The sequence below is a fragment of the Myxococcales bacterium genome (assembly GCA_016699535.1).
Classification (GTDB): Bacteria; Myxococcota_A; Polyangia; order Polyangiales.
Genome location: CP064980.1, coordinates 616,600 through 639,271 on the forward strand (window position 1 = coordinate 616,600; position 22,672 = coordinate 639,271).

General features: G+C 48.8%; 19 protein-coding genes and 1 pseudogene. 5 read left to right on the forward strand and 15 right to left on the reverse strand.

Annotated features, from left to right (window positions below):
* The first annotated feature begins 35 nt into the window (after positions 1-35).
* A complete protein-coding gene (locus tag IPJ88_03080; GenBank protein QQR90737.1) occupies positions 36-911 on the forward strand; it encodes a diaminopimelate epimerase in 876 nt (291 codons plus the stop codon).
* Between the two features lie 68 nt (positions 912-979).
* Here the strand turns inward: IPJ88_03080 and IPJ88_03085 are convergent, their stop codons facing one another.
* The 5 genes from IPJ88_03085 to IPJ88_03105 form a co-directional block, all read right to left on the reverse strand.
* On the reverse strand, positions 980-2,689 hold the full coding sequence (locus IPJ88_03085) for a hypothetical protein (GenBank protein ID QQR90738.1): 1,710 nt from the start codon (positions 2,687-2,689) through the stop codon (positions 980-982).
* Positions 2,690-2,859: 170 nt separating this feature from the next.
* Complete coding sequence (locus tag IPJ88_03090) at positions 2,860-4,440, reverse strand: hypothetical protein (GenBank protein ID QQR90739.1); 1,581 nt, start codon at positions 4,438-4,440, stop codon at positions 2,860-2,862.
* 18 nt (positions 4,441-4,458) lie between these two features.
* On the reverse strand, positions 4,459-5,493 hold the full coding sequence (ruvB, locus tag IPJ88_03095; GenBank protein ID QQR90740.1) for a Holliday junction branch migration DNA helicase RuvB: 1,035 nt from the start codon (positions 5,491-5,493) through the stop codon (positions 4,459-4,461).
* Positions 5,494-5,509: 16 nt separating this feature from the next.
* Positions 5,510-6,121: a Holliday junction branch migration protein RuvA gene (gene ruvA / locus IPJ88_03100; GenBank protein ID QQR90741.1), complete on the reverse strand. Its 612-nt coding sequence runs from the start codon at positions 6,119-6,121 to the stop codon at positions 5,510-5,512.
* A gap of 80 nt (positions 6,122-6,201) precedes the next feature.
* Positions 6,202-8,082 carry a DUF2723 domain-containing protein gene (locus IPJ88_03105; protein QQR90742.1) on the reverse strand — a complete coding sequence of 627 codons (1,881 nt, stop codon included), beginning with the start codon at positions 8,080-8,082 and terminating at the stop codon, positions 6,202-6,204.
* Between IPJ88_03105 and IPJ88_03110 the strand changes: the two are divergent.
* Positions 8,081-9,036: pseudogene (locus IPJ88_03110) on the forward strand (ornithine cyclodeaminase family protein). The gene IPJ88_03105 and the pseudogene IPJ88_03110 overlap by 2 nt on opposite strands.
* Here the strand turns inward: IPJ88_03110 and IPJ88_03115 are convergent.
* Both IPJ88_03115 and aspS read right to left on the reverse strand, forming a co-directional pair.
* A complete protein-coding gene (locus IPJ88_03115) occupies positions 9,033-9,971 on the reverse strand; it encodes a TIGR01777 family protein (protein QQR90743.1) in 939 nt (312 codons plus the stop codon). The pseudogene IPJ88_03110 and the gene IPJ88_03115 sit on opposite strands and share 4 nt — an antisense overlap.
* The gene (gene aspS, locus IPJ88_03120) at positions 9,968-11,818 is read right to left on the reverse strand and encodes an aspartate--tRNA ligase (protein QQR90744.1); all 1,851 of its coding nucleotides are present in this window, start codon (positions 11,816-11,818) and stop codon (positions 9,968-9,970) included. The genes IPJ88_03115 and aspS overlap by 4 nt, the downstream gene beginning before the upstream one ends.
* 197 nt (positions 11,819-12,015) lie before the next feature.
* Between aspS and IPJ88_03125 the strand changes: the two genes are divergently transcribed.
* A complete protein-coding gene (locus IPJ88_03125) occupies positions 12,016-12,537 on the forward strand; it encodes a zinc finger Ran-binding domain-containing family 2 protein (GenBank protein QQR90745.1) in 522 nt (173 codons plus the stop codon).
* Positions 12,538-12,540: 3 nt separating this feature from the next.
* On the opposite strand, the gene IPJ88_03130 is transcribed toward IPJ88_03125, so the two are convergent.
* From IPJ88_03130 to rimO, 4 genes are all read right to left on the reverse strand, one after another.
* Positions 12,541-13,524: a hypothetical protein gene (locus IPJ88_03130; protein QQR90746.1), complete on the reverse strand. Its 984-nt coding sequence runs from the start codon at positions 13,522-13,524 to the stop codon at positions 12,541-12,543.
* The gene (locus tag IPJ88_03135) at positions 13,517-14,452 is read right to left on the reverse strand and encodes a hypothetical protein (protein ID QQR90747.1); all 936 of its coding nucleotides are present in this window, start codon (positions 14,450-14,452) and stop codon (positions 13,517-13,519) included. Before IPJ88_03135 ends, IPJ88_03130 begins: the two co-directional genes overlap by 8 nt.
* Before the next feature lie 168 nt (positions 14,453-14,620).
* Positions 14,621-16,051 (reverse strand): hypothetical protein, encoded by a 1,431-nt coding sequence (locus IPJ88_03140; protein ID QQR90748.1) that lies wholly within the window; start codon positions 16,049-16,051, stop codon positions 14,621-14,623.
* Positions 16,052-16,254: 203 nt separating this feature from the next.
* The gene (rimO, locus tag IPJ88_03145; protein QQR90749.1) at positions 16,255-17,676 is read right to left on the reverse strand and encodes a 30S ribosomal protein S12 methylthiotransferase RimO; all 1,422 of its coding nucleotides are present in this window, start codon (positions 17,674-17,676) and stop codon (positions 16,255-16,257) included.
* A gap of 276 nt (positions 17,677-17,952) precedes the next feature.
* Here rimO and IPJ88_03150 point away from each other — a divergent pair, with 276 nt between their 5' ends.
* Positions 17,953-18,720: a 3',5'-cyclic-nucleotide phosphodiesterase gene (locus IPJ88_03150; protein ID QQR91950.1), complete on the forward strand. Its 768-nt coding sequence runs from the start codon at positions 17,953-17,955 to the stop codon at positions 18,718-18,720.
* 47 nt (positions 18,721-18,767) lie between these two features.
* On the opposite strand, the gene IPJ88_03155 is transcribed toward IPJ88_03150, so the two are convergent.
* From IPJ88_03155 to IPJ88_03170, 4 genes are all read right to left on the reverse strand, one after another.
* Complete coding sequence (locus IPJ88_03155) at positions 18,768-19,028, reverse strand: hypothetical protein (protein QQR90750.1); 261 nt, start codon at positions 19,026-19,028, stop codon at positions 18,768-18,770.
* Positions 19,029-19,102: 74 nt separating this feature from the next.
* On the reverse strand, positions 19,103-20,290 hold the full coding sequence (locus IPJ88_03160; protein ID QQR90751.1) for a YHYH protein: 1,188 nt from the start codon (positions 20,288-20,290) through the stop codon (positions 19,103-19,105).
* On the reverse strand, positions 20,274-20,861 hold the full coding sequence (locus IPJ88_03165; protein QQR90752.1) for a hypothetical protein: 588 nt from the start codon (positions 20,859-20,861) through the stop codon (positions 20,274-20,276). The genes IPJ88_03160 and IPJ88_03165 overlap by 17 nt, the downstream gene beginning before the upstream one ends.
* 50 nt (positions 20,862-20,911) lie before the next feature.
* Positions 20,912-21,607, reverse strand: a complete 696-nt coding sequence (locus tag IPJ88_03170; GenBank protein ID QQR90753.1) for a DNA alkylation repair protein — start codon at positions 21,605-21,607, stop codon at positions 20,912-20,914.
* A gap of 608 nt (positions 21,608-22,215) precedes the next feature.
* Here IPJ88_03170 and IPJ88_03175 point away from each other — a divergent pair.
* Positions 22,216-22,545: a hypothetical protein gene (locus tag IPJ88_03175; protein QQR90754.1), complete on the forward strand. Its 330-nt coding sequence runs from the start codon at positions 22,216-22,218 to the stop codon at positions 22,543-22,545.
* Positions 22,546-22,672: the final 127 nt, after the last annotated feature.

Consider the following 22,672-nt stretch of genomic DNA (forward strand, 5'->3'; position numbering starts at 1 on the left):
ATAAACATCTTTGCTTCTGGATCTTTTGAAGCGCTATGGCAAAGTACTTTAATCGCTTCAAATACAACGACAACGCTATGACTTTCGCTCAACATCATTTTTACAAATACCACGGTCTTGGAAACGATTTTATTCTTTTCGAGGGGTCTGAGCACTTTAGTCCCGAAGAAGTCATCGCGTTGTGTGACCGCCACCGTGGAATCGGTGCAGATGGCGTTTTGTTTATCACGCAGCGAAATTCACTTCCCTACATGCGGGTCATCAACTCCGATGGCTCCATTCCTGAAATGTGTGGAAACGGCATTCGCTGCGCGGCCTTTCACATTCGTCGCACTGAAACCATAGCCGATGCTGTTTTTCAAATCGATACCGATGCAGGCATTCACGAAGTTAAGGTAAAGATACAAAGTCCAACAGAAGCAGAAGTGCAAGTACAGATGCAGACGCCATCGTTTGAAGCCTCCGCTATCCTCTTGAGTCAGCCGAACAAATTAATCGATCAAGAGTTTTGCATCGAGCAAACTCCTCTGAAACTCACTGCTGTTTCGATGGGTAATCCTCACGCCGTTTGTTTTGATGATATTTCAAAAGAGCAGCGCATAAAGCTAGCCCCTCAAATTCAAAACCACGAACTATTTCCCAAAGGCGCAAACGTCGGCTTCGCCCAAGTGCTTGCGGCTCAGCATCTACGTTTGCATGTCTATGAGCGTGGAGCTGGCTGGACACAAGCCTGCGGGACAGGCGCGTGTGCGGCCGCGGCTGCGGCTGTCCAAACCAAACGCGCAGATGGAAACACTTCTATCCAAGTCGATCTACCTGGAGGATCACTCCATATTCAAACTGGCAAAGAAAACAGCCCGACCCTCATGCGGGGCCCGGCTGTCCTCGTGTTTGAAGGCTCAAGCTTGTAGTCCTTCCTTTGATACTGGCAAGCGCAAAAAGAATGTTACGGCTTCGCTGCTACAGCACAACGAAGCAACTATTCACAAAACTTGTCTTTCCAATCACAAAATATCGTGGCTAAATAATTAGGAGTGGTCGCTACCGAAGCCGTATAGTGTCTCAAAAAATATTGGTTTGTTTCATAGTGCTTGGCGCCGTTGATCCCGAGATTGGCATCCCCGTAGGTTATTCGCGTCATCCATTCATCAAATAGGGTGATAGCCTCTCCTCCCAGACTAATCTCGTCTGCAAAGTCTCTAAGAATTAGCCCAAGGTCTTCTAAAGCGGGCGACAGTACACTACAGAAAGCTTGGCCAAGCATGCATTTCGTTTCATTGTCTCGATTCTCTAGAGCAAAATCAAAAAGAATGGCACCGATCACATTCAACAACGCAAGGGCCGCATAGTACTCTTCGCTTACAGTATCGCATTCTTCACCAGACCCGTCTTCTACACATTCACGCAATCGTTGTTGAATGCCTGCGATTGCTTCGTGAAGCTTTCTTATAATTTCTTCAAGAATTTTGGCCAACTCTTCCGGATTGGCCAAACCGCCTTCAAGTTGCCCTCTCAGCCATTGTTCAAGGTCCTCGGGTGTGTGCACATTGGGCAAGCCGAGGTCGATGTTTACGACCCGTGAAGAAGACAGAATGGCTAAACCATCGCCCAAACTTTGATAAAATGACGTAGTCAGCGCTTCCAGTTCAGAAAGGGATGTACCGCTTTGCTGCAATGCTTGCGATTCCGTATATGCCCAGCTAAGAAAGTCCTCACTATCTTCAAATGCTAAAGTTGAGCCTTGATACAGATAAGTCTGGGCAGCAGCCGCAGTCTCAATCGTTTTCTGATCAGATGAAAACACCCTTGCGAAGTTAAAACTGAAGGATGGAGCACTGATCAAAGTTGATGAAAGAATCCCTCTTGAAACAAGATAGTTTTGGGCAGCTAACACCATACCAATCGCGACGAGCGCAACGAGAAGCAAGACTCCTATTGTTTCAAGTACACCAACGCCTTGGGCATGAGCCTTGCTGACGGAAAAAAGTTCAGAGAAAATGTGGGACAAAACAACGGGATTGTTAGCGTCTGCATGAATGGCAAGTCCCGTAGAGTTTTCGGGGAAAATATGCTCAGAGAGGGCAGTCCTCAACAAGGAAGCTATGCCAGAGGCTCCCGTCTCTCGGCCTATGAAAGCAATGATACCTTGCGATGCATTCTCTATGACGGGCTCTATCACAGAAGAAGGGTCACTAAGGATCGGCACAAGCATTTCGTCTTGCAACGCTTCATCGCATGCATCATCAAGAGTTAAACTCGCTACGGACTGGACATGCTCGGCAACGCATGCTTCGATAGAAGGAAAGGGTGTTGTAAATAACAATGCCACATTTCTTGCAAGGCGTTCGATAGGCTGATGCTCAGAGGCCATTGAATCGTCGGTGTTAAACAGTTGCTCAGACGCTTGTCGAATCAACGCTTTGGATGCAATTCCCTGAGGATTGCGGAGTTTCATCCCCGAGTACATCATCTCTAAAATCAAGGCATCTTTAAAAGATTCAGAGTCTACGCCACGAAGGGCAGCCAAGAAATCGGATACAGCAGCACCATCGGAGGCCCCAAGCTCTTCACCGCTTGGATTCGCCGAGCAAGCCATGAATCCAGGGCCCACAAAAGCAAGAAGGCACAAAAGCAATGTGGCAACTGATCGTCGCACAAAGGAAATCTGTGGCGTGTAATGTAAGTCCATGGTTAGCCTCGTACAAATACGAAGCAAGGATTGTGCCATAAAAACTTTTCACTAAGTTATTGTTTTCTAACGATATTAAGTCGCATCTTCGTTGCCTATTCATGTAGCGGTGTGTTATGACCCTAGCACTTGGGTACCCATGTCAACAGGATGCGACAAGCGCTCGTAGCTTATGCGTGTTGTAGGTACAGACGGAGGGTGCGGACGGCTTCTTGCTTGTTGAAAGGCGAATCTTTGAGATCGGCACGTTTGCATATGCTATCAAACAGACCTTCTAAATAGTCCCTGAATGCTTTGCATTCATCGACCGTTCGAGCAAGCCTGTGCTTATCAAGAAGATCACTTCGACTCAGCTCTTTTAAGCTGTCGAGAAAAGGATCCAAACCTTGATAGTCGTTCATGCGCATAAGCTGATAGCCGATGGAACGGAAATACTGCATGAACTCTTGCACAAAACCAAAGTGGCCAAAGCCTTCCCAAGCGTGCTCGCTCATCTGGACTTCCTCTGCTTTTGTAACAAAGGCACGTATGATTTGAATTAGCATCCAAACATCACGACGAAGACGTATACTGCCAATTCGTCGCAGTTCATCATCTTGGCTTAAATCAAGTGGCTCAAGCTCTGGTTGCAAATGGGAGCATACGGTACGAACAGCATGGTACATGAGCGAGCGAAGTTGCGCAGAGACCAGCATAAGCTTTGTGCTACGCTCTTGAAGATCCATCTCTTTCTGTAAAGAGGGTATCTCGTATTCAAAGATGCGCCCGATCTCGAGATCTAACATTCCAGAAAGGGCACCAAGCGCATCTCGCAATACCAAAAGAGTGCTTCCAATACGGGAGAGATCGTCATAAAATTCTTTTAGTTCCAGAGCCGGTAAACTAAGAAGTTCCCTTTCAAAACCCTCCGCCACTGCCAGCGCTGAACTGTTGCCCAAGAAGGTCGACAGCGCCCTTAAATCACTGCGAAGCACAGCAAGCACAACATAGCTTCGCTCGATTGCATCTGGATTGGAGGCATACAGCTCCAAATAACCAATGTAGCGAAGCGAGCGAAAGAGTGTGAGGAAAGTCAAAGCCACTACTTTATGAGCGGTCTCGGATTCCATTTCCTGTAAAAGATCCAAGATTCTTGGGTGTCGAATGCGATCAAACTCAGCTCGGAATTCCAAAGCAATCAGAGGATTGAAATAGATATTCCGGCCGATTTCACGAGTGATGGTCTGATGCACAGCATGAAACGCTTTGTGCGAAACCCTACCGGCGCGCAGCATGCCGTCCGTCATTTCTAGATAGCCTGAAAAAGCATGACGCAACAAAAACAGCGCTTCTTCTGGCGTATGTTGTTCAAGTTGCTCGTGAAGCAACTTGTTACGCGCGCCGTCATCGGGGATGACACTTTCCAGATAACGAAAAAAACTGAACGCTTTATCACGCTCACCTAAGAGTGTTCGAACGCTACCTACACATTGTCGCAGAACGTCGTGTACGATTGAAAGCTCATCATGATAGTCCTGGCTGACCGGAGCATATTGGGGCTCCGCGCCAGGATGGTTTCGACGATTGGCAAAACACACCATGCCCTTGAGCATCATTTCGAGTTCAAACAGAGCTTGCTCTTTTTGATCTAACTCAAGTTCAGCAAACCAAGTCTCACGAGCAATCGCATAATCGCGACGCAAACCGCGGGTATCGCGCAATAGATTTGCATAAACATCCCGCGTATGCGGAAATGCTTGACCCTTGCTCATAGACTAAGTGTAAGCGAATTAGAACAATCCTTCCTGTTGTCGAACAGGAATGGGTAAGCCAAGGTGTGTGTAGGCATGCTCCGTCACTACACGACCACGTGCCGTGCGTGCTAAAAAGCCTTGTTGAATTAAGTAGGGCTCGTAAACATCTTCCAGAGTGTCACGTGGCTCACTCAGTGCAGCAGCCAATGTTTCGATACCCACTGGGCCACCTTTGTAGTGTTCGATAATCACCTGCAAAAAGCGACGATCCATGCTTTCAAGGCCTGCATTATCAACATCTAAACGGCTAAGCGCATCTTTGGCCGTAGAAAGACTAATGCTTCCATCGCCGAGTACTTCTGCAAAGTCGCGCGCTCTGCGCAGTAAACGATTGGCTACTCGAGGCGTTCCTCGAGAACGTCTTGCTATTTCACCAGCTGCATTCTTTTCAATATGAACATCGAGCAGACGCGCACTGCGCGCAACAATGGTGCTAAGTGCATCCGCGGAATAGTATTCCATGCGCGCGACGTAGCCGAAACGCGAGAGCAAGGGACTGGTTAAAAGCCCGGTACGTGTTGTTGCGCCCACAAGGGTAAAGGGCGCAAGTCGCAGCTGAAGCGTGGTAGCGTAAGCACCATCACCTTGAACGACATCAATGCGAAAATCTTCCATGGCCGTATAAAGATTCTCTTCAATGACAGGTGAGAGCCGATGAATCTCGTCAATGAAAAGAACATCGCGTGTCTCGAGCTTGGTGAGCAAGGTGGCAAGCTGACCTTTATGCTCAATGGCTGGGCCCGAAGCGCTTACCATGTTGACTCCAAGCTCCGAGGATAAAATATGACTGAGCGTCGTTTTACCCAGGCCAGGAGGCCCGCAAAAAAGAATATGATCTAAAGGCTCAGCGCGTTTCTTCGCGGCTTGAACAAAAATCTTTAGGTTGTCACACAGCTTTTCTTGTCCGGTAAAATCAGCAAAGTGATCGGGCCGAAGCGTTAGATCATAGTCGTGATCTTCAAGCTGTGCTTCGGCGCTTATCGCGCGTATGGGTGTTTCAACTACAGTCATGTTTCAACCAAATAATCTATGCAAGGGTTGCTAAGGCCTCACGCAAAAGGGTTTCCATGGCTTTGCCGTCAGCCGAAGGTGCAATCGCGCTTACAGCTTGCACAGCCTGCGTTCGCTTATAGCCCATATGCATTAAAGCTTCAGCAAGTTGTCTTAGCGGGTCATCCTGTTTGCCATTTATGGTGTTGGATTGCGCTACAGATCCAGCACTAGGATTGAGCAAATGGATCAATTTGTCACGAAGTTCGAGCAACAAACGATCTACTGTTTTTTTCCCAACACCAGGAATGCCTTTGAAGGGCGCAGGGTCGGTGCGATGCACTGCTGCAGCCAGATCGGAGGATTGCATCTTTCCTAAAATGGCCATGGCCACTCGAGGACCCACGCCACTCACCGAGAGCAAAATCCGAAACGCCTCGCGATTCTCAGAGCTATCAAAACCGTAAAGTGTCAGCGCATCTTCACGAACATGTGTATGAATATAGAGGGTGGTTTTTTTGTTTTGATCAGGCAATCTGCCAAGTGCTCCAAGCGGAACAAAGACTTCATAGCCCACACCGTTGACATCGATCAGGCAACAACCATCATCGGCTCTCTCTTCGATGACACCGTTTAAACGTCCAATCACTCGCCGACTCTAACACATGAACATTTGTAGGGGTACAAAGTAAAATAACTTTATAAAGTCATATAGTTAATAACGAAATTTCAATTGGGAAGGAACGGCCTAATATCGAGATCTTTGCCTGGAGATTGTTTTTGTAGCGCTTTTTTCAAGTCGTTGAGTTGCTGCGCTAAGGGTTCAAGCTCTAGACCGGCATCCACGGAAGCTTCCGCCAATTCGGGTTCAACTGCTGCTGCGTAAAACAGAGCGTCCATGTAGTGGAACCACAACAGTTGCCTGCGCGTTTCTGTTTCCTGTTTGCCCGAAGCAATTTCCGCATCGAGTTGCCTAAAATAGTCTTGTTGACTGCGGGCTGCTATTTCGACATCCGTACTCGTGCTTCCGCCCGGCACAACGCGATAAAGCAATCCCCAGGGAGCGAGCTGCGGAACTAAGTCAGGTAGAACTCTGGGATCGAGTTCGACAAACACCGGATACTCTGCTGCTAAGCTTTCTAATAGTGACGGTGCGTAACGTTGCGCGGCAGCGTAGGTGTCTAAAAGCTCGGAAAGATAGGGTGCTTGAGCCGCAAGATCGTCGCTGAGTTGTGGATAGCTTAAAAAGGGACTCGGCAAAATCGTCACGTCCGGTCGAGTGTTCTGTTCGGCCTCAGCGCCCCAATACTGAAAAATAGTTTGAGGGGCATGCGCAACCACAACGGCACTGGGAGGCAGGTCACGGTAGCGCCCTTGCAGCAAAGTGTCGGTTGCAGCAAAGTCTTTTAAACTCGCATGCGCGACTTTCGTCCAACTTCCGTATGCGGTAAGCATAAGCAACAAGGCCCAAGCCACGGCATATTTTGTTCCACTCAAGTTGTAGCTGCGCTCTTGAGCTAAACGAAATAGCGTCGCCACAAAACAAAGGGCGAGCACAACGAGCGCAATATGCGCCAGCGCAAGATATCCCAAAGCATCGGGGTTCGAACGGACAAAACCAAGCCAAGCTCTTGCCATCACACACGTGCCTAAAAGCATGGCCCAAAGATAGGCGTAGCGACGCGCAGCCGGCACCCGGCACAGGACGTAAAGGCCCAGAAGCGCGAGAATTACCACTGCACCATTCAAGCTTTGCACCAACACCACAACGACATCGAAGAAGCGTTCCAGCAGTGGCTGAGGCACTCCGTCGCCGGTGTTTTTTTGAAAGGCTTTGGCCGTAATGACCCACCAAAAATTGGCTAGATTTGTCGGATTGCCCAATCGGGGCTCGCTCCCTGCCAGCGCGCGGAGCGGCAAATAGACGTAGATTGCAAGGCCCAGCAGGCCCGCTGCAATGCCGCGTCGAAGTAGCTTCGGCCCGAGCTGGATCCACGCCGAGTACAGGGTTGGAACAAGCGCAGGCAGCATGACCAACGCCAAGAAGTGATGGTTGCACAGCGCCAAACCCATCGCAAAAGCAAGCGATAATAGGGCCTTTGCATGCTTGCCCCCGTGAAATTCAATCGCTGTTGCGCGCTCTAAGATAAAACAGCTCAGAAAAGCTTGAAGCGCATAGACCTCAGGACGAAGTCCCTGAAAGGCCCAGCCAAAGGACATGACCGTCCACCAACTGGCGATCACACACAGCACCGTGCGTGGCAGTTGCGCGCGAAAGCCAAGCCACACAAGTTGCCGCTCAAATAGCAGGTATAAAAAGCAAGCACTTGCAGCAGCGAAAAAAGCCGACGCCCACGCGATACGCAGGGCAATCGGACCGAAGGGCAAGAAACGAAAGAGGTTGCCGCACAAGGCAGCCAGTGGATGCCCCGGAGGATGGGCGATCCCGAGTTTCCAACTTACCGCGACGAACTCGGCGCCATCGAGCCAGTAGCCATAAGCCGAGGCGTGCCAGAGAAATGCCACAAAGGGCAGCAGCCCAGAAAAGAGCATCGCTAGGAAGCGAAAGCTATGGCTTTTCATCTCAGGAATAGTACACTCCGCGCCCATGAGCACACTCTTACTAAATAAAAGCAATGTTCGCGCACTTTTGAGTATGAAAGACGCTTTTGACGCTGTCGAAAAAGCGTTTGAGGCCCATGGGCAAGGTCAAACCCAGATGCCTTGCAAGGTTTATTTGGAATTGCCTCAGTACCATGGTGATTTCCGAGCCATGCCTTCGTACATGGACGGCAACGCGGGAATCAAATGGATCAATGTTCACACGGACAACCCCGAGAAATACAAGTTGCCCGTGGTACTTGGAAGCTTTCTTTTGAGCGATCCAAAAAACGCTTTGCCTTTGGCTTTCATGGACGCCTCTTTGCTAACAGCTTTTCGAACAGGTGCCGCTGCCGGCGTAGCATCAAAGCACCTTGCCCATAAAGACGCCAAGAGCATTGGTTTTGTAGGTTGCGGCGTGCAAGCTCATTTTGCTCTGGAAGCGCATAAAATTTACTTTGAGAATCTTGAAATTCTGTGTGCCGATAAAAACGAAGCGGCTGCCAAGGCCTTTGCCGCTGAAGTCGGCGGAAAAGCGGTCTCCCTTGAGCAAGCTTCAGGTGCAGACATTATCGTTACCACCACACCAGCGCGAAGCTTTGTGGTCAAACGCGCTTGGTTAAAGACGGCGCGCACATCAACGCGATGGGAGCAGATGCTGCTGGAAAACAAGAGCTCGACCCTCAGATTCTCAACGATGGACGCGTCTTTGTCGATGACCTTGAACAAGGCAGCCACAGTGGCGAAATCAATGTGGCGCTTTCTCAAAAGCTGTTCAAAGTGGATCAAATTGCGGGCAACCTTGGCCAAGTCATCGCTGGCAAATCAGAAGGACGCAAAGGCAATGAAATCACGATCTTTGATTCCACCGGCCTTGGCGTACAAGACTTAGCTGTTGCAGCTATCGTTTACCAACGTGCCAAAGAAAAAGGCATCGGCCAAGAGTTTGATTTGCTAGCCTAGCCAAAAAACTTAGCTAACTCCGATTCGATATCGGGCTGCTCAAAGACAAAACCAGATTCTAAAAGTCGGGTTGGCAGTGCTTTGCAGCTTGCAAGAACGAGGGCATCGGCAGTTTCGCCAAGCAAAGCGCGTAGAGCAAAGGCTGGCGCAGGAAAGATGGCAGGTCGTCTAATTTTCCTCGCTGTTTGTTTTGCCAGATCTTTTTGTCGAACAGGTTGAGCGGCAGTGAGATTGTAGATCCCCTCGGACTGTTCGCGTTCTGCCAAAAACAAAAACGCACGTGCAAGATCGTCGGCGTCAATCCACGGATACCATTGCTTGCCTGAACCAAGTTTGCCGCCAACACCAAGCTTTATAGGCAAAAGCATTTTGTTCCAGGCTGGGGCATCTTCAGCAAGAACGATTCCGATGCGCCCTATCACCATGCGCAACGTTTCCCGGTGCGCCTCTTCGACATGGCGTGCTTGCGCCTCCCATTGTTTGCAAACATCTGCCAAAAACCAATCACTCGCTGCTGCACTTTGTTCCGTTACGGTGCGCTCACCTGTATCGCCATAGTAACCCACCGCAGAAGCCTGCAACCAAACACGAGGCGGATTTTTACACTGCTCAAAAGCAGAACCCAGCGCGTTTGTCGCATCAATACGGCTTTTCAATATCTTTTCTTTGGCATCCGCATCGAGTTTTCCATTGCCAATTGAAGCACCCGCAAGATTCGCCACAATACTGGCACCTTCGAGCGCTTCGACGATACTTTGTTGGACGGCACCATCATGAGGGTGCCATTCAAAGACCTCGACATCTTTTGACAGTCCTGGATCGAGGCGCCGTGAAAGTGCCCTCAAGCGGAAGCCCTGCTTACGCGCTTGAGCAATGAGATGCTTGCCCACCACGCCGCCTGCTCCGGCAACGGTAATTATTTTTTTTCCGCTCATTCTAAGGTTCGGATTTTTATCTCGGCTAGCTGCTCAGGACTCACATGATCAGGAGCACCCGTCATCAAATCACTTGCTTTCTGTGTCTTGGGAAACGCGATCACATCACGAAGAGATTCGGTCTCGGTAAGAAGCATCACCAAGCGGTCCATGCCCACGGCAATTCCACCGTGTGGCGGTGCTCCGTACCTCAAGGCTTTGAGCAAAAACCCAAACTTCGCTTCAGCCTCTTCGGCAGCAATACCAAGCGCTGAAAATACTTTGGACTGTATCTCTGGATCGTGCAGACGTATTGAACCACCAGCAATCTCAAAGCCATTTAAAACAAGGTCATAGCGAAAGCACTTTACCATGCCCGGATCGCTGCTAAGTTTCTCCACACTCTGTTCGTGCGGCTGAGTGAAGGGATGATGCGCAGCAACCCAGCGCTTGCCATCTTCGTCGTACTCAAAGAGAGGCGGATTGACCACCCACAGCAAGTTCCACTTGCCGTCTGAGCCAAACTCAGGAATCAAGCCAAGCTTTTTAGCTAAATGCACACGTAAATTCGCCATCACCGTGTGCACGGTAGCCGCTGGACCAAACTGAAACAGAATAAGATCGCCAGACTTGGCGTCCACTGCTTTGTTTACGGCCTCACGAAAAGCATCGGTTACGTTTTTGGCCAGTGGGCTTTGCACCCAGTTTCCATCGTCATCGACCTTTGCGCGAGCCAAGCCCTTTGCACCCATGGAAACCACATACTTTTCGAGTTTTTCGATGTCAGACCGCGAAAAATTGGCCGAAGCCGGAACTACCATGGCTTTGACGATTTCCCGAGGCAGCTCGATACGATACTCACCAGCCGCAAATTTCTTGGCGAGCGGCTCGAGCATTGGGATGCCCCCGCCTTGGTGCTCGACCACCAGGGAAGTCAAATCACTTTGCTCTAGCCCAAACCGCGTATCGGGTTTGTCATTTCCAAAACGACGCATCGATTCATCGAAATCAAGACGCGGAAAAGTCCCTGACGGATATTTTTCCTTCAGGTCAACACCGAGTACGTTAGCGAAAACCTTAAAGATCAGACCTTCAATGGCCGTAAAGAGATCTTCTTGATTGATAAAACTCATCTCAATATCGATTTGGGTAAACTCGGGCTGCCGGTCAAGACGCATATCTTCGTCACGAAAACATTTCACAATCTGAAAATAGCGATCGAAGCCGGCTACCATGAGCAACTGCTTAAAGAGCTGAGGACTTTCAGCCAGGGCATAGAACTTGCCGGTATGATGCCGTGATGGCACCAAAAAATTGCGTGCACCACCTGGGGTGTACTTAACCATAAACGGTGTTTCGACCTCCATAAAACCAAGGTCACTTAAATAGTTGCGCGTGCTATGAGCGATCTGATGCCGCGCGCGCAAGTTCCGTTGCAACACCGGGCGCCGTAAATCCAAAAAACGATATTCGAGGCGTTTTTCCTCGTTGGTATCGATGTTGTCTTCAATCAGAAATGGCGGCGTTTCGCTTTTGTTGAAGACTGTGATTTCCTCGGCAAGCACTTCGATGTCCCCAGTGGCGAGCTTCGGATTCTTCATCTCGCCCCGATCGCGGACCTTGCCTCGTAGACCCAGCACCCATTCACCGCGAGCGGCATCGGCTACCTTGAAGGCCTGCTCGCCGACCGATGGGTCAAAAACGACCTGCGTGACGCCTTCACGGTCACGTAAATCAATAAAAATACAGCCACCGTGGTCTCGCCGACCTGCAACCCAGCCAAAAAGGATAACCTCTTTATCTACGTCCTGGGCCCGCAGCGCACCGCAGCTGTGGCTTCGTTTGAGTTCATCGATAAAACGCGGCATTAGAGCTCGCTTCTAGGCCCGCACCAGCGTCCAGTCAAGAGAATTTGGGCAGCTTTTAGGGCCAAAGGACCTGACCGCACTACCAAAGTAATGACAGGAGGCACTGTTTTTTATAAGATTTGAAGCGTCATCCCTATAGGATGAAGGTATTTGCACCTCAGCAACGCGGAAAAGGCCTTCTAAGGAGAGAGCAACCCATGGCACAAGAAGAACCAATCACCTGTCCGATGTGCGGCTTCAGCAACGAAGCTGGCAGCCAGCGCTGTGTTTCCTGCGGCGCAAAACTCATGATGACCACGGCAGAGTACGCAAGCGATGAAGGCGAGCACCGTCGCTACCAACAAGATGGCTTCGATTGGCGATGGGTAGCCGGCTCAGCCATCGCCTTTTTGGTCGTGGAGATCCTGGTACTTGTTGTGTTGCCTATTTTGATCACACCGTTTGATCCGATGGGTATCACGGGATTGGTGGTTGCCGTTGGCATTTGGTTTGTAGGAGGCATCATTGTTGGTGTCGTTTCACCAGGAAAAACCTTTATGGAACCTGCGGTCGGCGCGTTGGTTGTGCTTGGACCCACGATCATCTATCAAATGCTGATCACGCCCGAAGGATTTGACTCATCACTGTTGGCGTATCTTGTCGTCGGCTTGCTTGGGGCGATGTGGACTTTGTTTGGCGCCTTCTTTGGCGAAAAGCTCCAGATCTCATCGGGAAGTTAGACTTTAGTCACAACCAATACGTGTATCCGAGACCATAATCTCATCGACGTAGAAAGTCTGCGGATAGCTGTCAGCTTGATCAAGTTGATTTATAAATCCCAACTGAATCGAAAAGTATTTCATATCAACACGGCCGCCAGTATCCCAAGAACCGATACAAACGTCGTCCATCCATACATCGACGCGTTCATCGGATGATGAAGCATGGATTTCCAGGCAACTCCATACCTCTATGGGAATGGCAAAGTCAGAATAGGCATCACGACTACTGCTTCCACCGTAAGTTCCAGTTAAGCTGAAGTAGCCTATTTTGTTGTTGGTGTTTGTGCGAATAGCAATATCGTTGTTGCCGGTTCCCCCACCTTGCCTCAGCATAAGCAAATCCGTAGCTGTATTCCATCCGCTTGGGAAATAGAAATACGCGCGGGCATAGATATCTGTCGTTCCATCACTGTAGAACGCATCGGAAGGTCCGTTTATTTCTGGATATCCGTAAACGGTGTCACGTGAGCTCGACACTGAGAACTTATTCGCATTTGTCCCACGATACACTTGGGAGGTTTCCACCTGCATAGACCCTCCGACAGCATTGCTAAGCCAAGTTGCATGGGTTTCCCCCCCGTCATCTACCGATCGGCAAAACGCTAGACTACGTGTGCCATCATCACACGCCGTCGCGTCAAAAGGCTTGGGATCAAGCATTGGAGCATCACCCTCGGAACACACTGCAGGGATCGGCACGGCGGCATCCTGTATCGATGTATCGGGGTTAGCATCTTGTTGTGCACCATCTGCGGTTATCGATGCGTCATTGAGATCACCAGGCAGCACACAAATGTTTCTGCTCTCGTCGCACACAAAACCTTCAACACATGGGCATGACCGAGCGCTCAAATCGATACTTCGAGCGCAGGCAACTGAAAAAACTACTATAACGAGAAGAAACAGCCAATTGGGCTTTGTCTCTATACTCTCAGAACTAATCACAACCTATCCTTGAATCAGCAACCATAACTTCATCAAAAACTATACTCTGAGGGTAACTTGCAGCTGGCTGTATCTGTTCTAGTATGCCGTATTGAAGATCGGTGCCTTGACTTATGCTTGCAGCATCGAAAGGAACATGTGCGATGCACTCATCGTTAATCCAAAGGTCTGCCGTATCCGTCACGCTTGATGCATGAATTTCAACGCATTGCCATGCGTCTAAAGTGAGACTGTGATCAAACAGTTCATCACCAGTAGCGTCAGGATTGACCCACTTTATTCCCAATTTTGCTGTTTGATCTAATGTTATTCGAAAGCCATTCAAACGAAAAAGTGTAGCACCCAAACTCCAATCTGAAGGCAGATTAACATAGAACCTAAAATACAGCTCATCGCTTCCGCTTGGGAACAAGTTACACGTACCTGTATGACTGAAAACGACACGGTAAGCTACTTGATCCGTTGAAACCGTGTACTGCTCTGAACCATCACCACGATATTTTGGATCGATGACCGTTGCGCTTGTTCCATTGCCTACGGTTATTGTCTGCCATTGGTTACAGGCAGCGTGCCCGCCACTATTGTCTCCTGAGAGACAAAATACGGTTTGAACATCCCAAGGCGCTTCGTCGCAATTTGTATTATCGATGGGCATTACCGTTGTGCCCATAACTGGATCATCAGAACACTGAGGACCTGGATCCACATATGCGTCTGGTGTGGCAGCATCGACAAGAGGAATAAAACTGTCCTGCGCCGCGTCGCGTACACCGGTATCTTCCAGGGCAACTACGCACGTATTGGTTCTCTCGTCACAGACATAGCCGGTAACACACGGACAGCTTTTTCCAATCAAAGTAAGGCTGCCCTTACTGCAGGAAAAAAGCAGAAAAAAAGCGAAAATCAAACTAATTTTCAGGCCACTCATAATCCTCACTTATATTAGGCCCATTAGCTCTTTGTTGCCAGTCAACGACACTAAACGAGTATGCTCAAGTAGGCACAGAACCACACCTTTGCTGCATACAAACGGTAAGCTTAAAGTAAAACCCACGGTTCATTGTTGAACCGTGGGTTTTATCACAGCATTACAAATCTAGTTACAGCTGCCTTCTTCATAGTATGAAAACAAAAAATCAGAGCCGGGATTTTCAGCGCCTACCATACACATATCGCTCGCTACGCTTAGCGAGTAGAGCTCAGAGCTGGTGTTATTTGTCTCCGTGGCATCTATCATACCAGCAAGGACCTTTATCTCTGGAATACCATTAAACTCGATGCAACCATTTTGCTTTGGCATGAGCAGCTCTGCTTTGGGAGGACCGCCAATCATGACTTCAAACAATTGATCTTGAAGCCAGTCTGGTGCATCCGAACCTGCTACTTCCGATAAGCTGATGGCAGCTGCCAAATCAAGCTTTGGCTCAAGAGTGAGCTTTAGGCCTTCATCCACCATCTCAAGACTGCCCGAGAACTTGCCCTCACTATCAGTATTCCACGCAACATCCACTACGGGATTCTCACCATAAACAGCCGTAGCACTCTGATTGCCAATCGACACGTCCGTGAAACGGATCTGCTCATCGATACCATCAATCTCGAGCACACCACTCAAACCAGACATATTTACGTTAATGGTTTTAAGTGAGGCGCAATCTTTTGTTGTAGGATCGCAGTAGTCGTTTTCCGGGACAATCAATTCAAAGTCAGCAAAACTTGCAGTTGTCCTAAAAATCTTATCCGGTTGGCTCATTTCCAAAACAAGAGCGGGAACCGCCTTAGCAAGACGAAACTCCGTGTCGGGAACATTGCGTCCTGGGGCTATCACTTCGATGTCAGAAAGAACATTAACGTTAATTGTGTAGACACCGTCCTCGATGCGGGCGACTGAGAATCCAATCTTGCCTTTGGCTTCTAGCGCAAGAGGCGGGTCACTATCGATCACATGAATAAACTCTTGCTCGGCTTTAGCAAGCACTGCAAGATCAATCTCGCCACTGATGTTGTTTTCATCGAGATCAATTTTAAGGACGCGATGTTCATTGGCACCTAAAAGCAACTCTACATGAAGCTTGCCTTCTTCTGGAGAACGAACGAGCCAGACCACGGGGTTTTGCTCAAGCTCGCTTGCGCAATCATTGTACGAGGGAGAAGGATTGGTGTACGCGCGGCAATGGATTTCAGGGCCAACGGTGTAGCGAACCTGACTGGAACTTGCTTGCTCGGCGTACTGAAGATCAAAGGCTTCTTCCTCAACGTCCATCGCACCCCAAGCTGACTCAGCTAGACGTGGCGTGTTTGTGATCGTACTTCCATCGCAATATCCACCATTGAGCACTTGAAATAGACTTTGCAAGAGCCCTTCGTTCGTCACGGCAAGTGCGTTCTTTAGGCCAGCGCCGTGCGCATCAAGCATGGTATTAACACTGTCAGTCGCCTCTTCAGCGCTGAGCGGACGTTCATCATCACTGCATGCTGCGATGCTCAGACTAAACGCCAAGCCCACCGAGAATATTTTTTTTGTCATTGCTACGCCTGTTTCCTTTCAAGTTAGTGATAAGCAAGCTGGCTCACTCTCAGCAAAATCCGTACCAACAGATTTTCCGAGAATAATGAGGCTGCAATTGGCAATGAGTGTCGCAAAGACGGCACAACTGTGACAAAAAAGACACAGGTGTGTGCACGCTTTGTAAAAATAAAAGCACAACGGCGTCCAGATGTTCACATCAGCTAAAGAATGGGCAAGTGCCTCGGTTTGGACCCGCCGTCGATAATATCCGCAAGCAAATCATAATCTGCAGCGTCCGTAACGTGGGCTTGTACGATATCGCCTGCCTTTGCAGTGCCATTGGCAAGATAAACCTTGCCGTCGATATCGGGAGCCTGGCCACGATGTCTTCCTTCCAAGAGAAGATCGCTTTCATCGCTCAGTCCTTCGACCATTACCTCAAGGGTTTTGCCGATATAGTCACGCAACTTGCGCTTGGAAATATCGTTTTGCAGCGCCATGAGTTCCGCTGCACGCCGCTTTGCAACTTCTCTTGGGACTTGCTCCTTTAAGACGGAGCTCGGCGTGCCATCTTCTTTGGAAAATAAAAACACGCCCACATGATCGAACTCGGCCCAGCTCACAAATTTTTTCAGCTCATCAAAGTCCGCATCGGTCTCGCCGGGATGGCCCACAATAAACGCCGAACGTAAACACGCATCCGGTATTTCTTGTTTAAGTCGCTCCACGACCCGATAAATACGCTGTCCACCGTGCCCTCGGCTCATCAAACGCAGCATTCGATTGCTGGCGTGTTGCAACGGCATATCAACATAAGGAAGCAACTTTTTACTCTGCCGAAAAAGCTCAATTAGCTGATCCGTCATTTTTTCGGGATACAGATAAAACAAACGCAGCCATGCAAGATCGTGAACCTCCTCCAACGCGACTATCAATTCTTCGAGCGAACTTTTACTTTGCAGGTCTCGGCCGTACGCAATGGTATCTTGACTCACGATGTTAATCTCACGGCTGCCCGAAGCTACCAGTCGGCTTACTTCTTGAACTACGTCAGCAACCGGACGTGAGCGTTGTTTGCCGCGAATACCGGGAATCGCGCAAAAACTACAATAACGATTGCAGCCTTCAGCTATCTTCACCCACACACTGTGTTGTTTAGACGATAGAGCGCGCGGATCATCGCTCCGATAGACGTAATCCATTGGGTTGCCCACAAGCATGCGAGGCGGTGTCGATGAAAGCACTGTCTTGAGTTTGAGCATGTCGCTCGAGCCAAGAAAATGGTCGACTTCGGGCAGCTGATTTGCGAGCTCTTCCGGATAACGCTGCGAAAGGCAGCCCGTAACGACAAGCTTTTGGCATTTGCCTTCTTCTTTGTAGCGCGCCATCTCAAGGATGGTATCGATCGATTCCTCTTTTGCAGCGTCGATAAAACCACAGGTGTTGACGACGATGACCTCAGCTTTTTTGGCATCGTTTTCATGAATAAAACCTGCACCTTGAGAGACGCCGAGCATCACCTCGGTATCGACACGGTTTTTCGGACAACCTAGGGAAATAAAATGCACACTTCGGATCGAGTCACTGCCTGTCAAAGGCTTTTCGGTGGACGAAGGTGTTGTAGAACGAACTCTGTTTGGCATAGGGAATTCCGCGGTATATAACACGGACACACACAATGCCATAAACACCGTTCTTTTAGCGAAACTCCCAATCTAAAAGACTGCTCTAAAATGGCTTCCGTCACTAAAATGACGACGTTTTTTCGCAAGAAGCTAGAAGCTCTGGTTTTGGCTCCTCGGAAGAATCTCCGCGCATTGGCTCGGTTCACCGTTGAGCGGCAGTCCCTTAAAACCAAAAAGAATACCGAGCTTTTGACCGTTGGGATTCGGGCTTGCTAAGCTAAGGCTCTAGTGACAATCGAACTCACAGTATTGGGCTGCCACGGTGGGGAAACAAAAGTGCACCGTACCTCCGCTTTTATGTTGAATAAGCGAGTTGTACTTGATGCCGGCGCTTTGACCAGCATGCTCACCTTAGAAGAGCAACAGAAGATTGCAGCGGTCTTAGTCAGTCACGCTCACATGGACCACGTGCGGGATCTTGCTACGCTTGCCGATAATCGTTTTCAGCAAGGGGGTCCATCTATTGTGGTTGCTGCTTCACAAGGAACGATTGATTCGCTGCGCACTCATTTTTTCAACGGCAAGCTTTGGCCTGATTTCACTAAAATTAATACAAAAGATGGTCCCACTGTTGTTTTTAAAGTCCTGGAGCCGGAAAAATCTCAAAAAATAGCTGGCTTCGATGTCAAAACGATTCCAGTTCACCACACGATTGAGACAACGGCCTTTGTCGTGGACGACGGTAACTCTTCTATTGTGTACAGCGGCGATACTGGTCCGACCGAACGGTTGTGGAAAGTAATTGAAAAACAAAAGAATCTAAAAGGGTTGCTTATGGAAGTGTCCTTTCCAAACGATCACCAAGGCATTGCAAAAGCTTCAGGTCATCATACGCCCATAACTTTGGCAGAAGAACTTAAAAAGCTGCATTCGCATCCCGATCTGCCTGTCATGCTTTTTCACATCAAACCGGTGTTCCAAGCCCAGGTCGAAAAAGAAATTGCAAAGTTCTCTCGCTCTTCTTTGGAAGTTCTTAAACTCGGCGACCATTTTAGCTTCTAAATACTCAACGCAAAGCTGTTGCTTTTATTCAATGCAGCTCTTTTGTCTTACTGCAAACAAACCATACCGGGCATGACACACGCGCCTTGAAGAGGATTACAGCACTGCATCGGTGGTGCACATGTCGTATCGCCACAGGGTACTGATGCGGCATCAATTCCAACATCGATAGCCGCATCGCTCACGTCCACGACATCAGAAGAAACGTCAACCGAGGCATCCTCGTTTGAACTCGTACTGCCGTCATCGCAACTAAGCACAAAAACCAACAGCCCAAGTACAATGATATTCAACCATTTAGATCGCATATACTGATCATTTAAAAGCTCAAAACACCTGAATAGCAAGCGTTTCAGCGAACAAAAACTTATTCACATGAACACTAGCAGTCCGCACTGCAATTCATTGGCGTTTCAGGGCCTGCACAGTATCCATCACCACAACACATGGAAGTTTGCCCTGGTGGGCAAGAAGGAAGCTGACCGGTGTTGTTTCCTCCCGGATCCGGCGCAAACGAATCGTCGGGACTCGCGTGATAACACCGTGGGATGTAGGGAAAGGTTTCAGTGAGGTAATAATGATAAGTAGTCATTTGCTCACCGTTAACACTGACTACACCCGTACGACCGTTGCACTCATCTAAATCACCTGAGTCCTCTGCATACTGCCAATCTTGAACAAAGGTGCCATCGTAGCTGCCACCGGGACCAGAACTTCCTGATGGACGCGTTCCGTTTTTGAGTGCATAGCTTGATTTAAGTTCGATAAGATTACTTTGCACATCATTCGCGTCTTCATAGCCCCACTTTGCAAACACCGGGTAGCCGTCGGCTGCCCACCCAACAAAAGTTAGCGCAGGACTGCTTGGCAACAGACCCGTTGGAATCCCGTGATAGTGATAGGAACCATCGGGTTGCACATGTGCGAAATTGCAATCCACTCCAAGTCCGTTTGGATGCATAGTCGTATCGCTGCCACCGTTGACTTGAAAATAGTCTGGCGCATCCGCATAACGCAGGGCTTCATAGCGCCAATCTGGGTTATCTCGCCACATCTCGGCTGTGCCGGGCTCAAAAACAACGCCGCTGATCGCTATCCCAAAAGTAAGTTCGGAATCTTCACCCTTCCCTGACGGAGAAACGGGCACTTCGAAATTATAACTTTGAGCTGCAATGGTGTTGGGATTGTCATTGTTTGGGAATTCACCAACATCATGGTTGGGAATACCGTTGGCGGTAATCAGGCGTTTATTTCCAGAAATGCTTTCAAGGTATTGATGCTGAGTTCCAATGGAACATCCAAGCGCTGCACTTGTAAGTTCACAAGCTAGGGGTTGGACGTTAAAGTTACTCGTATCCGAACTGCTTTGCGGTGTTGGCGTTGCGGTGCTTACCGTGCCAACATCATCGCAATCAACAACTGTTGTGTCTGAATCATCGTTCGCACTTGCATCGTTCAGACCGCCATCCGAGCCTGCGATAGGACTTTTCGAATCGCCACAAGCCGAAAAGCCAATCAGCCCTACGAGCATCGTAGCCATACCAAAACGTTGTTTAAGGTGTCGTCTCACGTTTTTCCCTCTGGTTATCAAAAAATACTCGCAATGCTTTGTGGCCCGCAAGTTGATGGTGCACCGGACCCTCAATTAAACGTCGCTCATGTCGGTTTCGTTCTTTGGAAAAACGAAATGCACTTAGCCGGTAAGTCTCGCCATCATCACCTTTGAGCGTGATCACAAGTGCCTTTGGCTCTCTTTTCCATAGATACCGCAAAGTCACTCGCAAATAACTCGCACCGCGTTCAGGATGGTTATGGACATGTGGCGTACTTAAATCAGAAAAGAGCAGTTTACCCAGCTGACCTTTTTCGTCTTTTAGTTCAAGTTTTTTGGTAAAATCCTTGAGCATGGCACGACGTGAAGCCTGTGTTTCTTGAGACTGAAAATAGCCGTCGTGATTGACATCAAACGATGCAAAACGCTTGGCCGTGGGTGTCATGACAAGATCCACTTGTTTTCCAGAAATCCGTAGATCAGCATGCTCTGGACTAAAACCATGCGCAAAAGCGATGCACAAAAAAAACTGAACAGCAATGACTACACCCACACAGCTCAAGCTTGCAAAGCGCATTGATCGTTGCATTCAAAAACCCTATTCGAAAACACGTCCATTGACCATGCCGGCAGCGCTTTTCATATGTTCAAGGCCTGTTTTTGTCTTGGGCTCAAATACTTTGATCCTTCGCGCAAGGTCAAGGAAGAAACAGTTTGCCGGTGACGCTTCAGAAAACCAAAACTTAGATCAGGATTTTTCTTGGACACTTCACGCAAGATCCAGCCAATCGCCTTGCGAATGAAAAACTCTTTTTCTTGCAGCATGGGCACTGCAAGTTCTTCAAAATAAGTAAAATCGCCCTCGCCACAACGTAGCTCAGATAAAAGACTTAGAAGCGCACTTCTTCGAATCCAAAAGTTATCGTGTCTAGCCCAAACTTTCATGCTGCGTCTTGCGCTTGCATAGCGCTGAACCATCACTGAGAGCACGCCTGTAGCAAGCCAGTCCACGAGCGCCCAGCCGGCACTTTGGATAAGCAAGCTTTTAATTCGACTAAGATCGCTTGCCAAAAGCCGATCTGAAAAGAGTTCAAGCAGTGCAACACAGAACGATCTGAGTTCATGATTGTCTTTGCGCCAAAGTACATCAACAAGCGCCCAGAGTTCGTCGTGTGAATAGTCCGGATGCGCCTTGTAAAACATCTTGGCTTGCTTGCGTACAAAGGGAACCCCCGTACCGTAAAACTCAAGCGCGCTTTTCAGATAACGCTTTTCATAAACAGCCCGCTCCTTACGCCCAGCCTTTCGAAATATCTCATCCAGCTCACTTGCCACATCTGTCACCTTTTTTGTTGCTTTAATGACAGAATTGTCAGGTTTTTTGGAATTATTTGCCATTTGTTTCATCGTGCTGCTGTTGTTTAAGATGAAAGGATCTTTGGTGAGACACCCCCTGCGGGTCTACCGTATCTAATTCTGTTCTAAACAAAAGTAGCACTGACCTCCGTCATCCCTGCTTGGGGACATGCTCTGATCTAAATAGTCAAACGATCACAAGCAATTACAAACCCGATCGCGAAACCGTCGATAAGTACAACGGTTCCGCGATCGGGTTTGTAAGCAATTGATATAATTCAATTTATTTTCCTAAAGCATGTCCCCAAGAAATTTGGTGTAGCAACACAAATGAATGCGAGTCGTGCCCGGACATTCCGCACTGTGCGCAAGGCGATCGAAACTATGAAAGCAAAGCCGCTTGTTCGGAAGCGGACTATTGCTACAAAGCAAGCGCCTGTAATCGCGAAGTATGGTGTGGACATTTTACGGAACAGCTAACTACATGCCTTGCGTTCCCTGCTTGCAGCGACGATCAAGTCGAAGCCAATTCACAGACAGGTTGTCCGGAAGATTCTGCTTGCACACCCGAGATTGTATGTGGTTCGGTGCTTTGGTGCGTATCACCCATCGCAACCGATGCACTCTGTGATTTTGCAGCATGTGAACTTAGCGGTGCTGTTTTCGAATCGGTGAACACATACGAGTGTGGCCTATGTCTTCTGGAACAAGATTGCTCGTGTCACTGGTCAATATCTTTCACTGAAAGCCGACTGCGTTGGAGCTATGGCGATGTTATGGAAGGGAAGGACTATAGCTGCATCGGCGGAAACATCAGCACAAACGATAACAGTTACTCGGGGTTTTATGACCCACGTTCGGGGATTTTAACTTGGGACGGTATCGAATACACGAGAACTGCGGATCCAACCCTATAAATTGGTCCTGATCGTGCATCGCATCGGCGAGTCGTAGGGTAGTTTTGAGCATCTATGGCTAAATCCGACTGCAGATAGCACCGTTATCCCGAATTTAATTCGCGAACTTGGCGTACTTCCGTGTCAA

Coding starts and splice junctions, on each gene's coding strand:
- IPJ88_03080 (QQR90737.1), top strand. CDS start 36: ATGGCAAAGTACTTTAATCGCTTCAAATACAACGACAACGCTATGACT.
- IPJ88_03085 (QQR90738.1), bottom strand. CDS start 2,689: ATGGACTTACATTACACGCCACAGATTTCCTTTGTGCGACGATCAGTT.
- IPJ88_03090 (QQR90739.1), bottom strand. CDS start 4,440: ATGAGCAAGGGTCAAGCATTTCCGCATACGCGGGATGTTTATGCAAAT.
- ruvB (QQR90740.1), bottom strand. CDS start 5,493: ATGACTGTAGTTGAAACACCCATACGCGCGATAAGCGCCGAAGCACAG.
- IPJ88_03105 (QQR90742.1), bottom strand. CDS start 8,082: ATGGGCGCGGAGTGTACTATTCCTGAGATGAAAAGCCATAGCTTTCGC.
- IPJ88_03115 (QQR90743.1), bottom strand. CDS start 9,971: ATGAGCGGAAAAAAAATAATTACCGTTGCCGGAGCAGGCGGCGTGGTG.
- aspS (QQR90744.1), bottom strand. CDS start 11,818: ATGCCGCGTTTTATCGATGAACTCAAACGAAGCCACAGCTGCGGTGCG.
- IPJ88_03125 (QQR90745.1), top strand. CDS start 12,016: ATGGCACAAGAAGAACCAATCACCTGTCCGATGTGCGGCTTCAGCAAC.
- IPJ88_03135 (QQR90747.1), bottom strand. CDS start 14,452: ATGAGTGGCCTGAAAATTAGTTTGATTTTCGCTTTTTTTCTGCTTTTT.
- IPJ88_03140 (QQR90748.1), bottom strand. CDS start 16,051: ATGACAAAAAAAATATTCTCGGTGGGCTTGGCGTTTAGTCTGAGCATC.
- rimO (QQR90749.1), bottom strand. CDS start 17,676: ATGCCAAACAGAGTTCGTTCTACAACACCTTCGTCCACCGAAAAGCCT.
- IPJ88_03155 (QQR90750.1), bottom strand. CDS start 19,028: ATGCGATCTAAATGGTTGAATATCATTGTACTTGGGCTGTTGGTTTTT.
- IPJ88_03165 (QQR90752.1), bottom strand. CDS start 20,861: ATGCAACGATCAATGCGCTTTGCAAGCTTGAGCTGTGTGGGTGTAGTC.